The 14,037-nt window shown below is 34.7% G+C and carries 8 protein-coding genes; all 8 read right to left on the bottom strand.

Features of this window, described 5'->3' with window-relative positions:
- Positions 1-164: 164 nt before the first annotated feature.
- On the bottom strand, positions 165-2,897 hold the full coding sequence (locus FNW38_RS07065) for a DNA gyrase/topoisomerase IV subunit A (protein WP_143386444.1): 2,733 nt from the start codon (positions 2,895-2,897) through the stop codon (positions 165-167).
- Positions 2,898-2,987: 90 nt separating this feature from the next.
- Complete coding sequence (locus FNW38_RS07060) at positions 2,988-5,204, bottom strand: 2OG-Fe(II) oxygenase (protein WP_143386443.1); 2,217 nt, start codon at positions 5,202-5,204, stop codon at positions 2,988-2,990.
- Positions 5,205-5,220: 16 nt separating this feature from the next.
- Positions 5,221-6,636, bottom strand: coding sequence for a YecA family protein (locus FNW38_RS17920; protein WP_317129727.1), 1,416 nt, complete (start codon positions 6,634-6,636; stop codon positions 5,221-5,223).
- 364 nt (positions 6,637-7,000) lie between these two features.
- Positions 7,001-7,288, bottom strand: a complete 288-nt coding sequence (locus FNW38_RS07050; RefSeq protein WP_143386442.1) for a hypothetical protein — start codon at positions 7,286-7,288, stop codon at positions 7,001-7,003.
- Between the two features lie 204 nt (positions 7,289-7,492).
- On the bottom strand, positions 7,493-11,005 hold the full coding sequence (locus tag FNW38_RS07045; RefSeq protein WP_143386441.1) for a DEAD/DEAH box helicase: 3,513 nt from the start codon (positions 11,003-11,005) through the stop codon (positions 7,493-7,495).
- 356 nt (positions 11,006-11,361) lie between these two features.
- On the bottom strand, positions 11,362-11,670 hold the full coding sequence (locus FNW38_RS07040; protein WP_143386440.1) for a nucleotidyltransferase domain-containing protein: 309 nt from the start codon (positions 11,668-11,670) through the stop codon (positions 11,362-11,364).
- A complete protein-coding gene (locus FNW38_RS07035; RefSeq protein WP_143386439.1) occupies positions 11,667-12,068 on the bottom strand; it encodes a nucleotidyltransferase substrate binding protein in 402 nt (133 codons plus the stop codon). The genes FNW38_RS07040 and FNW38_RS07035 overlap by 4 nt, the downstream gene beginning before the upstream one ends.
- Before the next feature lie 23 nt (positions 12,069-12,091).
- The gene (locus tag FNW38_RS07030; RefSeq protein WP_143386438.1) at positions 12,092-13,954 is read right to left on the bottom strand and encodes a DNA topoisomerase IV subunit B; all 1,863 of its coding nucleotides are present in this window, start codon (positions 13,952-13,954) and stop codon (positions 12,092-12,094) included.
- Positions 13,955-14,037 lie beyond the last annotated feature (83 nt).

Genomic DNA, 14,037 nt, shown 5'->3' with positions numbered 1-14,037 from the left:
TTGTACTGATTAAGCAGATTTACACTGATTTATAAGCTAATATAAAAACAGTTAAACACGAATTTCATTAATTCCCACTAATTAATTCGTGCAAATTCGTGAAATTCGTGTTAAATATCCTATTCAATATTATGTCAAGACGGTAGTCTTTTCAGAAGCTTTTTTTAGTCTAAAGACAATGTTATTTGACCATCGTCATCCAATTGAATGTCAATATCATCAGCATCTGTTTCTCCTTGAACTTCTATTTCTTCCGGAATAATTTCCTCTGGAATTTCATACGGCAAAGATTCCAAAAGATTTACTTGTTTCAATTTATCAGTTGTCAATTGATTACCGAGCGCTTTAAACCCTTTTAAAGCAATAAAGGATTCAATATCAACCGTCATACTCTCTTTCTGAACTCCTTTTACTTTTGCAAAAACCAATTCGGCAACAGGACGATAATCCGTAGCTACAATTTCAAGATGTGAATTAGAATGTTCCGTGATGAAACTTTCCTCTTTGTTCTCTGTTTCTACCAAGAAACGTTTGATATAATAGCGCTCTTTTTCACCATCATAATAAATCGCTGAAATTGGTTTTTTAGGAACCCATTTTTCCAAAATTACCATATCTTCATCAAAATGAGTCGATAATTCAGGCGTAATTACTTTTATTTTTCCGGATTGAGATATAATCAAAATCTTATCACTTGGTCTGAATTCTCCCAATAGCTCTCCTCTCCCATCGACGTTTAATCGTTGGACAGTATCGTCAAACCAAACTTTTCTTGGTAATAAAGTCGAAATCCCTTTTTCTTTCAGTTCGATTTTCTTGATTGGATATTTAGTTACCAAATTTCCTTTGGAAGCACGCCCTTTTATGGCTAAACTGGCAAAATCAATATCGAATTTCAATTTTTTAACACTTCCTACCTGACGTAATAGTATCGTAATTACCTCCGCTTCACCATTTGGATTACAAGAGAAATACACTACTTGAGAACCTGCAGTTTCATTGGTTAAATCATAGGCTTTGTCACGGGTTACCCCAGAAACATTGAATCTTTTTATATAGGAAGGACCAGATTTCCCGTCACGGTAAATCATATTGTAAATCGTACGCTTATCACTTTTGTCAAAAATAGCAATATGGATAATATCTTTACCTACAAAAGTTTTAGCATCTACTTTGGTAATCATCATTTTACCATCTCGCAGAAAAACAATTACATCATCAATATCGGAACAATCCGTAACGTATTCGTCTTTTTTCAAACTCGTTCCTACAAAACCTTCTTCTCTATTTACATACAGTTTCGTGTTTCTTAAAACCACTTTGGTAGCTTCGATATCATCAAAAATACGAAGCTCCGTTTGGCGTTCGCGTCCTTTCCCGTATTTCTCTTTTAACTTAGTAAAATAGGCAATTGCAAAATCAATCAGATGTTCTAAGTTGTGTTTTACTTGTTCAATATCGCCTTCCAATGATTCGATTTTGTCCTGTGCTTTATTGCTGTCAAATTTAGAAATACGCATGATTCGGATATCCAATAAACGCAGAATATCTTCTTCGGTAACCGCACGTTTTAAGTGTTTCGTATGTGGTTTCAAACCATCATCAACCGATTTGATTACGCCTTCCCTAGTGGTTTCTTCTTCAATGTCACGGTATATTTTATTCTCAATAAAAATACGTTCCAAAGAAAGAAAATGCCATTGTTCTTCCAATTCGCCTAACTGGATTTCGAGTTCGCTTTTTAAGAGCTGAACAGTCCTATTTGTTGAAATTCTCAACATCGCAGAAACTCCAATGAACAACGGTTTGTTATCCTCAATCACACAACCCAAAGGAGCTACCGAAGTTTCACAGGCCGTGAAAGCAAACAATGCATCAATCGTTTTATCTGGTGAAACTCCTGGAAAAAGGTGTATTAATATTTCTACCTCAGCAGCGGTATTGTCCTCAATTTTCTTGATTTTGATTTTCCCTTTATCATTCGCTTTCAAAATACTGTCAATCAAAGTGGTCGTATTGGTCGAAAACGGAATTTGGGTAATCACCAAGGTATTCTTGTCTAGCTGTGCAATTTTGGCACGTACACGTACACGTCCGCCACGCAATCCATCATTATAATTAGACACATCAGCAATACCTTGTGTCAAGAAATCAGGATATAGGGTAAATGGTTTTCCTTTTAATATTTTTATCGAAGAATCAATTAGTTCATTAAAATTATGAGGTAAGACTTTCGTCGAAAGACCCACAGCGATTCCCTCTGCTCCGGAAGCCAATAATAATGGGAATTTTACAGGCAGATTATTGGGCTCCGCACGACGACCATCGTAAGAAACTCCCCAGTCAGTAATCTTTGGAGAATATAAAACTTCCAAAGCAAATTTAGACAAACGCGCTTCGATATAACGAGAAGCCGCAGCACCATCTCCTGTTAGGATATTCCCCCAGTTTCCCTGACAGTCAATCAGCAGTTCTTTCTGACCAATTTGTACCATCGCATCACCAATACTCTGATCTCCGTGAGGATGATACTGCATAGTGTGTCCAACAACATTAGCTACTTTATTATAACGACCGTCATCTAATTCTTTCAAGGAGTGCATGATACGGCGTTGTACCGGCTTAAAGCCATCTTCAATCGCAGGAACTGCACGCTCCAGAATTACATAGGAAGCATAATCCAAAAACCAATCTTTATACATTCCTGTAACTTTGGTTATGGTATCATTTTCATCTTCTTGGTTTTCGTAAAAATGCTGTCCCTCAAAAGATTTTTTATCTACATCAATAATTTCATCCGAATCATTTTCTTCTAGATTTTCATCAGTAGAATGATTGTTAGAATTATTTTCTTCTTGACCTTCTGGGATTGTATTTTCGTCTTCTTCGTCTTTCATTTATTGAAATCGATTTTATTTTTTACTTGTTACAAACTTAACTAATAATAACTATTATTCAAAAGTTATGTTTTTTGTATACACTAAACCCTATTCCAACTTCCCCAATAAAACACAATCCTGTTCCCATTTTTTGAGTTCCACTTTATAGGCATTGGTGTTTTTGGTGAGTCGTAGGGTATGTGGAGATCCTTTTCGGATGGTTTCTAAATCTAAATCTATGGTTACATTTCGGATGGCAGACTCCATTTCGCTTCTATTGGCTTGTAAACTTTTAAAGTCATATAGTTGCTCTGTTGGCGATTGTAAAAAATTATTCAAAATAGCCCAAACCTTTGAATAGCTACTTTTTTGAGGCACTGCTCTTGACCAGTTTGCAGGAATTTGTGGTTTATTGTCCACTCTGTTTTCTAAATGTTTTTTGGCAATAGTTAAAATAGCATTCCCTAATACCGTATCTTTTAAATTGTTAACCAAAATTGTATCTATCAAATAATCATTCACAAAATCCCTGTCCAAGTTTTGTGTGATGGATTGCGCCACACTTTCTATCCACAACGTATCCTTTTCTTTGTGCTGGGCTATTTGTATGCAATTGGATAGTAAACTTTTTAAAATAGTCCCCTTATGTTCTAAAAAGTTAAAACCAGCAAGAGAATTAGGTAATTTTTCAAGAACTTTTTCTGTTAATTTGGAAAACTGTACTTGATTTAATCGATTTAAAATTGTCAATAAATGATTCAAATTTTTACTGTTCTTCAATATTGCATTATCCAATACAACATCATCAAAAGGTACTGTCGAAAAACGAGTCAATAATTCCATCCATTTATCGGTTGAAATATTCGAAAAATAGTTGATTAAAATATTTTTTGACTCTTGATTGATAAAATCAGCATCGTTTACAACCTTCAAAAAATCAACGATTGCATCAAAAGATTCCGTTTCTTCATCTCTCGAATTGTAGGAGCCTGCCAAATTATATTGAAAAATTTCTTTGCCCATTTCTTTTTCAAAATCGGTTATGGAATCCCATCTTGAAGCGTAATATTGCAACCATTTTAATTTTGTAAAAATAGTAGCTCCTTTCAAAATTGCCAAATGATTTTCTTTTTTCCAAAACACAACAGCTCCATAATGGTACCAAAACATCATTTCCATTCCAGCGTTTCCGGTATAACCTTCGGCTTCTTTTTCTATTGGATCGCCATCATTTATTTCAAAATTACAGATTAAATCTTCTATTTCCACGCTTCTTACATCTATTGAAGGAAAAGACGAAGAATCCCAATGATTAATTGATATATACTCCTCATAAATTTCGCCCATTTCGGCTGAATCCACATCAATTTCATCATCATCATCATCATAATAATAACTTCTTCGGTTACCATAATCATAATCCATCTCCAGCGAACCAGCTTGGTAGGAAGTCACAAGAGCCAGTTTTGCATAATAACCCGCTTTTTCTGCAGCTTTCAATAAAACTTCCGCCACGGGTCTGTCCTTGAGTTTTAGCTGTTCTAATGAAAAATTTGTTGGAGTATATTGATGCCCTAACAGATAAACGTAAGGCATATCAGTACGCTCTGTTTGGCTTTGAAACAAATTTTCAATTGCATCAATTTCAGGAAGTAATGAGGTTAATTTTATATTATTTTCTACTTGCAGGTCAATTAGATTATAAACCAAACAAACTCTGTATCCAGAAGTCGTGGGTTTAATTTCGTGTTGACAATCGGCATAAAAAGCAACATAAGGGAGTGTATCGTTAGAACAATTTTCGGCAAAAGAAACGCTATGTTCTTCTCCATCGAACGAAAGCACTAATTCTCCACCTGAATGTTTGGAAGGTAAACCTATAATCAGTGTTCCAAACATCCCTTTTTCTTTTTCAGAATCTTTGTGTGGAAGAAAAAAATCGCCTTCTTCATAAATAAGCATTTTGTATAAATGGGCTTCTGTTTTTTTATCTTTAATACCTAAATCGGGTTTGATTTTAGTTATCGTTTTATCGATTAAATTATTCCAATTATTGCCTTCAAACTCAATTTGAGAAGCATCAATTTCCCAACAATTCCGAACATTTGTATCAAGAATAGTTTCACTTCCTTTTCCAAAAGGGGCTTTATGAGCCACTGAAATAAGGGCTTGAATTTGTATTTTATTCAGCGGAAATGCAATTTCATCTAAATTTTTGACGCTCATTTTTGGAAAACAAAAATCATTTACGCCTGCGCTAAAAAAAGTACCAGAAGTTGCAATTTTATCAAGTGCTTCAGTTAGTTGTTTTTTAAAATCTATCATTTTTTTATAATCCGAATTAATTCAAACAGCATTTTTTGAATTTCTTACCACTTCCACAATGACATGGGTCATTTCTGCCTATTTTTTCGTGTAGTTCTTTTACAATTGGTTTTTCAACAAAACTTGCTCCCGAATTGCCAAAAAGATAATTCAATCTTTCGTCTGCGTTCTTTTGTTCCTCAATAATTTTCGCTTCGCCTTTAAGTATAGATACTGAAAGTTCCCCAATAGTTTCCATTTCTGATGCTATCATTGGTTTGAAATCTGAAAAACGATGTTTAGCAAATGTCAAACTTTTGTTGAAAATTTCCGCCTCTGTTTCAAACTCAATTTCCGAAATACCGTCTGGTTTTTGCCATTTATGAACAAAATTAAATTCCCACAATGAAGCAGGTTCATTAGCAATTAAAACTCCTTTAAGTTCTTGAGAAGTGGCTATAAATTCGCTGTAGGTTTTGGAATCTATTAGTTCTTTTTCAAACAAAAAGTCATACACATAAACACTTCCCCAGAGTATAGCATACTTATCTGATGTATCATTCGAGAAAAACCCACCCGATATTTCTTGAAGAAATTTATAGAATTCCTGCGTTTCGATTGCAAAGTGTTTTTGGGATTTTTCGTTATTTACCCTCCAATAACGCATCAAAAGCTCCCAAATTTTTGAACTTACGGCAAATCGAATATTCTTTTGCAACATTGTTTTAATAAACTGTGCTTGAAGAATATGGTAGGCGTCCGATTTATTTTCTAAAAATAATTTTTGAATTGATTTTGCATCCCAATTGTCCTCGAAAAGTCCTTTTTCAAATAAAGTTATACTTTGTTCTATTTCTACAAAATCAAAAGTGTATTTTTGAATGTCTTGTACTACTTTTTCTTTTTCAAAAACGATTCCTGCTTGACTTGCCAAATAGTGTTTTTCTAAAGAATTAAATAATTTTATTATAATCAAATCATATTCAGAACCACAAATTAAAGTATCGCTATTGCTAACAGCTTCAAAATTCGGGTCAACTGCTTTTTCAATAATATCGATATGTTGGTAGTATAATAAGGTCTTAAAAAACGATAAAAATTCATCATAGTTTTCGGCTACATTGACTGAAGCATCTGCAAAAATTTTTTCTGTTTCGGCAATATTATTTTGATAGGCGTAATAATTTACTAAAAAACGATTGGAATAAACAGAGCTTTCTTTATATATTTCTGGGTGTTTTTCTTTTATTAAATTTACAAAATCAATAACTTTTTCAAACTTTTTTGCGGTTTTGTGATGCCCTTGCACCTCCAATACAACTTCTAGCGTATCATATTCTTGGTTGAACCCATCAGGCAATTCTTCCGAGAAAAACACCATTGCTTCATCATAAATATCTAATGTATTCTCGGTTGAATTCATATAAACATCCCAAAATTCTTCTGCTTTCATATTTTTAATTATTTACAAATAAACCATTTAACCCATTATTGTCTAATTTTCAATCTATTTTTAACCTGTAAAAATAGCCCTTTCTTCAATACTTTCATTATCAAAATCCGATGAAATTTGCTTTTTTATTTTGGACAAAATAATAAGTATCTATATTTTGATTTTCATTTATTAACTTATTGCTTAACGAATAAAAATGGGGATTTGATTTTAAGGAATGTATTAAATCTAAATTTCGTTTAATCCAATCTAACTCAATATCTAAAGGAAAATGCGCCGATACTATATCACTCCAATCATCATTATAAAGATGCAAAGACATCATTTCATTCTTTAAACATTACTCAAAAATTCCTTAACTCTTTTATCCAAAGGATTGTAATGTAATTTTAAAACCGGATTCTAAAATCATTTGAAATTCGAAAACATAAATTTCCTCACTCAAATTTAGCATTCTTAATTTGAAATCTGGAGGACGATTAAACTCTTTCTGACCAAATCCGAAACAATCAAAAAGGTCATCATTGAGTAAAACCATCAAACCTGCTATTTCTTTTTTTAACAACAAACAATTACAGAACAAAGCCGTATTCAATTCTAACTTGGCTAATTCTTTGTACACCTTTTTTGGTAAAGTATAGTTTTTATTCACTTGGTTTTTATTTTTAGGTCTTCCTTTTAGACTTTTTATCCTTTAAGAGCCGTTTGGTTTTGCGTGAGGGATGGCAGTGGAGCTCTTTTTTTGAATTGCACCGCCTTTAAAGGCGGTGCAATTCAAAAAAAAGCGGGAACGGAAAGCCCGACCTGTAGTTTTTACGAAGGGTCACGCCCACACACTGACGAAGTAAATTAAAATCTACCCCGCTACAAACAACTCCCTCAACTCGGTATTACTAAGATTCCCAATCCAATTTTCGCCTGTGGAAACGGTCAATTCGGCTAGGGCTTTTTTGGATTGAATCATATCGTTTATTTTTTCTTCGAAGGTGTTTTTGGTAATAAAACGATGCACCATTACGTTGCTTTTTTGTCCAATTCTGTAGGCTCTGTCCGTTGCTTGGGCTTCTACGGCGGGGTTCCACCAAAGGTCAAAATGGATGACGTGATTGGCGGCAGTAAGATTCAAACCTGTTCCTGCGGCTTTGAGCGAAAGGATAAATACCTTATCGGCACGGTTGTTCTGGAAACCATCGACCATTGTTGCACGCTGTTTCAAGTTACAGCCTCCGTGGTAAAACAGCGGTTCTTCTTTGTATCTTTCTGTGATAAAATGCTTTAGCAAATTACCCATTTCTGTAAATTGGGTAAAAATCAATACTTTTTCACCACTTTCAATAATACTGTCCAATCGATTAAATAATAATTCCATTTTGCCACTTAGCGAAGCGTCAAGAATATTGTTTTTTAAATATTGTGTGGGATGATTGCATATTTGTTTGAGTGCCAGAATCATCTGGAGAACCAATCCTTGTCGGACAAAAAGGGCTTTATCATCGCTAAGGTCTAAACTATCGATGTCTTCCATAGCCTTTTGTAGCGTTTTTTCATACAAACTAGCTTGCTCATTGGCAAGGGTCGAATAACAATCCATTTCGATTTTATCCGGTAAATCAGAAATAATAGATTTGTCCGACTTTAATCGACGCATCATAAAGGGAGCGGTCACTTTCTTTAGATTTTCGGCAACAGCCACGTCATTAAACTGCTGAATCGGGTTACCATACGTTTCGTTAAACTCTTTGAGGTTACCCAAAAAACCACGATTGCTATAATCCATAATACTCCACAATTCGCTCAAACGGTTCTCGACCGGCGTTCCGCTCATCGCTATAAAATGATTGGCACCAATGGTTTTAATGGCTTTGGTTTGTTCGGTATTGGTGTTTTTTATGTTTTGTGCTTCGTCAATTACGAGCGAATGCCATTTTTTCTTTTTCAATTCCTTGGCATCACTACGCACGATTCCATAAGAGGAAATTAACACGTCAAAATCATCGTCCTTATCCAATTTCCGATTCCCACCGTGGTAAATTTTGGTTTTTAATGTTGGGGCAAATTTGGATATTTCGGTTTCCCAATTCGTCAAAAGTCCCGTTGGGGCAACGACCAAGGCTTTTTCATTTTCGAGCAATCCGTCTTCTTTGTATTTCAATAAAGTGGTAATCACCTGCAAGGTTTTCCCCAATCCCATATCATCGGCAAGAACGGATCCAAAACCAATTTTGGCATTGCGGTACATCCAAGAAAACCCGCGGTGTTGATACGGACGCAGCTGGGCGTTGATCCCTTTTGGCAATTCGATTTCCGAAAAATTAGTCAGTTCGGCAATCAAATCCCGTACGTCATCAGTCAAGCCAACTGTAGCACCTTGGTATTCGCCACTCAAAGCAGCTCGCAACATTTCGAAAGCCGAAAGCTCTTTGGTGGACGTAAAATGTTTGTGTATTTTTTCTAAATCGTTTTGATTGACATAAATATACCTGGATTTGTATTTGAGTAATCCATCTGATTTTTTGAGTAATTTATTGAACTCCTCTTCGCTCATCAAGGTATCTCCAATGGCAATCTGCCAATCAAAATCGAATAATTTTCCGAGCGTAATAAACGATTTTCCTTCCGTTTTTCGTTTAATTTTAAGGCTCGCTTTGGGTTTTAAAATCTCTTGCAATGATTTTGGAAGCAAAATATCAATATCCAAAAGCTGAATCGCTGGAATCATTTCCATCAAGAAAGGTGTAAAAACAGCATTGCCCATTACTATCTTATCTGCTCCTTGACTGTTTATATAACCATCTAAACCATCAATAAACGGGCTTAATTGAGTCAGGCTTTGCAGAATTTCGTAGCGATTTTTATCGAATTTTTCTAAATTTAAAATATCGTGCAAGCCATAAGGTGCTTCATCAGGTTGTTGTTGTTTCTCCTTTATATTTAGCGTAATCAAAAAATCATCGGACAATTCACTGACTACAATTTGCGGTTTGTAATTGCCTTGCGTAATAAAATATTTTTGAGTCCAAGCCGAAATACCGCCACTCAAAGCGTCCTCACCCGGTTTTTTGAATCCGTAAATTTCATTTCTGAAAAACAAATTCAAAAACAAATCGGGATTGGGTACATCTTCCAGAATATGAATCATTTCAGTCAAAAACAACGAAAGCAGATTGAATGCCTGATTGTTGTTAATGGCTTTTTGACCTTTTTTTTCTTCCCAAAGAAAAATGGCTGGTGGCAAAATTTCTTCTAATTTTTCGACCAAATCTCTAACATCCTTACTCAATAGAGCAGGCAACCAGCGTATCGCGAATTCCTTGTTTTGCAATTGCACAATTTGAGGCACCACCGCACCATTTGCCAAAAGATGCACCGAAAAATGCAAAATCGTGTGCAACGAAGCCGTCGAGGGTTGGTAATCCAGTGTTTTAGACGAATGAATTTGGGCTATCTGTTGCAAGAAATGAAGAAATGAAAACTGGGTTTCATTCACAAAAACTTTCGATTGATAGGTTTCGTCAATCGTGATTTTATTCTGGCTGTGTGGATTTATTTTTTGTTCCTGAAGACTTGCCTTTAGAAACAAATTCTCTAATGATATTTTACCCTGAACTACTTTTTGTGCTGCCTTTACCGTTCTGGCAATTTTAGAACTGTATTTTTCCTTAAAATTTCCAGTACCTTGATAGAACGCAGGAAAATCAGCCAACAAAGCGGTTAACGGTTCGTGTATGGGTGATAGTTTAGAAAAAGATAATTTCTTGTATGCATTCTCAGGATTATAGTCCGTTGTTTTTTTCTTTTTGGAATCAAAATACAAATCGGTAATCTTCGGAATTTCAGAAGTCGGGGCATTTACAAAAATTCCTAATTTATTGAGTTCGGCAATCAAATTCACTTGGTGTAGCTCAAATACCAAAAACGGGTTATTATCAATCTCGGCACTCACTTTATACACCACTGCAGCCAAGTGTTTGCAAGGCACTGCCCAATCTGGACAACTGCATTGCATCTTGAAATCGGTCCATTGTTTGGGAAACACTTTCATGCCTAAATTTTCGGCAATGGTCAATACTTCGGGATCGAGCTCTCTATTCAACAATTTAGAAATAATGGTTGGCTTTTTTGCCAAAGCACTAATAAACTCCCCCAATTGCGGTTCAAAAAACGGAGGCAAAGTAATATCTACATTATAGGGTTTTGGCCTACTTCCTGCTACTTTGGCTTCTATTCTATTGCCCTTGAAAATAATTTTTGTAACCGCCCCTTTCTTGGCATAACTTTTTCCCCGATCCAACCTGTTTTCGTAATCAATATTACTTAACGATTGAAGCCATTGCTGACCCCACCAGGTTTTTCCGAAATTACTTGACATATTTTTATTTTTTATAATTTATGATTGACAAAACACAAATTCTATTTATTATTCTTTCCCTAATTTCCCCTTCAAAAACGCAATCTCCTTCTCTAATTTCTCTACTTTTAATAACTTATTTCTAGAGTTTTTTTCTTTTGTAATTCTTCCAAGAATTTTTCGTGTGAATTTTATCTACTACATAATCTAATAAATACTTTTTTGCAGTAATGTTTTGGTTTTCCCTAAACCGGCGCTTGCCCTTCTATTTGGCTGTCATTGAGCATTGAGAAAAGCATAGAAATTTCCAAATTATTTATTTTCGATTAATTGTTTCCAGACTTCGTTAATTTATTTTTCTTAAAGTTCAAGAAATTTCAAATTTTTTTATAAAAAATTTTCCCTACTCGGTTGATATGGTCTTTTAAACTTTCGGAAGTTAATTGATTATAAATTGAAATGTCAAATAAATAAGGAGTATTCAAATCATCAATTTCGAAATTTATTTCTCCAACTAAACCATACTTCAATTCATTTCCAAAAAGTGTCAGGTCAACATCCGAGCCATTTCTAAAATTCCCTTTTGCTCGGGAACCATAAATAATTACCTTCTCGATTTCAGAATGTTTAACAAAAACTGAATTTATTTTAGAAATCGTTTCTTTATTTAAGCCAAATTTCATCATAAAAATGTTTTCATTCTTTCATTAAAATTAATAAAAGCTAAAAAATAAACCTCTTTTATTTTATGAGCTATTTTATCGACTGTTTCCTCATTATAGGTATGAACACTTTCATTTCGGCTTTCTATCATGTCCATCCAAATTTGTCCTTCTTCAAATAAACCTTTATTAAAAGCTTCTCTTGTAGCGCTTCTTGATCCAACAATATTTTGAATTCCTTCAAATATCAAAAAGTCTTTCATCACGTTCCAAGCCAATTCATGTGTATATTCAAAACTTTGAATCAAACCCTGCTCTTCAAGTTCATTAAGTTCCCCTTTTTCAATAAATTTTGTTAATTGAGAAAGAGCTTTTCCAAAATTCTGAAACCTCTGCTTCCATCGAACATCTTGATTTTCCATATTATTCTATATCAGTTTGAATTTTAAACTTTCTCAATCACGTCCAATTCTACCTTCAAATTCTTGATGATAAATTCTTGGCGATCTGGAGTATTTTTACCCATATAGAAAGACAATAATTGTTCGATTGAGGTATTTTTATCCATCATAATAGGATCTAAACGAATGGTTTCTCCAATGAAATTTTTGAACTCATCTGGAGAAATTTCTCCCAATCCTTTAAATCGAGTGATTTCCGGTTTTGGTTTTAATTTTTCGATTGCTGCTTTTCGTTCGTCATCAGAATAGCAGTAAATCGTTTCTTTCTTATTTCGAACTCTAAAAAGTGGTGTTTGTAAAATGTACAAATGGCCTTCTTTTATTAATTCAGGAAAAAACTGCAAGAAAAAAGTAATCAATAATAATCGAATGTGCATTCCATCGACATCGGCATCAGTTGCAATTACGATGTTGTTGTAACGCAATTTTTCTAATCCATCTTCAATATCTAGTGCCGCTTGCAATAAATTGAATTCTTCATTTTCATAAACAATTTTCTTGCTCATTCCATACGAATTCAAGGGCTTACCACGTAAACTAAAAACGGCTTGTGTATTTACATCCCGCGATTTGGTAATTGACCCAGAAGCCGAATCTCCCTCAGTAATAAAAAGTGTACTCTCCAAACTTTTAGGATTTTTAGTATCCGGAAGATGGGCACGACAATCCCTTAATTTCTTGTTATGCAAATTAGCTTTTTTGGCTCGATCTGTCGCTAATTTTCTAATACCGGATAATTCTTTACGCTCTCTTTCGGCTTGAAGAATTTTTCGCAACAATGCTTCTGCAGTTAGAGGATTCTTGTGTAAATAATTATCTAACTTCGTTTTCACAAAATCATTTACAAAAGTACGAACCGATGGCATTCCTGGTTCAGAACCCATATCAGTTGAACCCAGTTTGGTTTTGGTTTGTGACTCAAAAACCGGCTCCATTACTTTGATGCTAATAGCTGTAACAATAGACTTTCGAACATCTGATGCTTCGAAACTTTTATTGTAATACTCCCGAATGGTTTTCACAATCGCTTCACGATACGCTGCCAAATGTGTTCCTCCTTGCGTTGTATTTTGTCCGTTTACGAAGGAATGGTATTCTTCGCTGTATTGTGTTTTACTGTGCGTTAAGGCAATCTCGATATCCTCGCCTTTCAAATGGATGATTGGATATTCTAAATCATCTGCATGAATGGTTTCTTCCAATAAATCTTTCAGACCATTCTCTGAAAAGTATTTTTCGCCATTGAATAAAATGGTCAATCCATTGTTTAAGTAACAATAGTTTTTGAGCATTTTGATTACATATTCGAATCTGAATTTGTAATTTTTGAAAATCGCCTCGTCAGGAGTAAAAGCTACTTTGGTTCCTTTTCGCTTAGTAGTTTCAATAATATCTTCTTCAAGAACCAGATTTCCCGCAGAAAACTCAGCTGCTTTTTGTTTGTCGTCCCGAACGGATTCTACACGAAAATAATTGGACAAAGCATTCACAGCTTTTGTCCCTACTCCATTCAAACCAACGGATTTCTTAAATGCCAATGAATCGTATTTTCCACCCGTATTCATTTTGGAAACTACATCAATCACTTTTCCCAATGGAATTCCGCGACCGTAATCCCTAACAGTAACTGTTTTGTCTTTGATAGTTACCTCAATAGTTTTTCCTGCACCCATGACAAACTCATCGATACAGTTATCGAGCACCTCTTTTAGAAGAATATAAATACCATCATCTGGAGAGGAACCATCGCCAAGTTTCCCAATATACATTCCGGGACGCATGCGAATATGTTCTTTCCAGTCGAGCGACCGAATGTTATCTTCGGTATATTGATTTTGTTCGGACATTTTAAAATTTGTGGATTTTGTGCTAATGTAGTATAATTCGATAAAATTTAAAATAGGAAGCCATCAAAGTTATTAAGAATGAT

Origin of the sequence: Flavobacterium gawalongense, from assembly GCF_007097265.1 — a bacterium.
GTDB classification, from domain to species: domain Bacteria; phylum Bacteroidota; class Bacteroidia; order Flavobacteriales; family Flavobacteriaceae; genus Flavobacterium; species Flavobacterium gawalongense.
This window is presented reverse-complemented; position numbering and strand designations above follow the sequence as displayed.

What these genes read in the sequence shown, in the direction of transcription:
- FNW38_RS07065 (WP_143386444.1), bottom strand. Translation starts at nt 2,897, where the DNA reads ATGAAAGACGAAGAAGACGAAAATACAATCCCAGAAGGTCAAGAAGAA.
- FNW38_RS07060 (WP_143386443.1), bottom strand. Translation starts at nt 5,204, where the DNA reads ATGATAGATTTTAAAAAACAACTAACTGAAGCACTTGATAAAATTGCA.
- FNW38_RS17920 (WP_317129727.1), bottom strand. Translation starts at nt 6,636, where the DNA reads ATGAAAGCAGAAGAATTTTGGGATGTTTATATGAATTCAACCGAGAAT.
- FNW38_RS07045 (WP_143386441.1), bottom strand. Translation starts at nt 11,005, where the DNA reads ATGTCAAGTAATTTCGGAAAAACCTGGTGGGGTCAGCAATGGCTTCAA.
- FNW38_RS07040 (WP_143386440.1), bottom strand. Translation starts at nt 11,670, where the DNA reads ATGATGAAATTTGGCTTAAATAAAGAAACGATTTCTAAAATAAATTCA.
- FNW38_RS07035 (WP_143386439.1), bottom strand. Translation starts at nt 12,068, where the DNA reads ATGGAAAATCAAGATGTTCGATGGAAGCAGAGGTTTCAGAATTTTGGA.
- FNW38_RS07030 (WP_143386438.1), bottom strand. Translation starts at nt 13,954, where the DNA reads ATGTCCGAACAAAATCAATATACCGAAGATAACATTCGGTCGCTCGAC.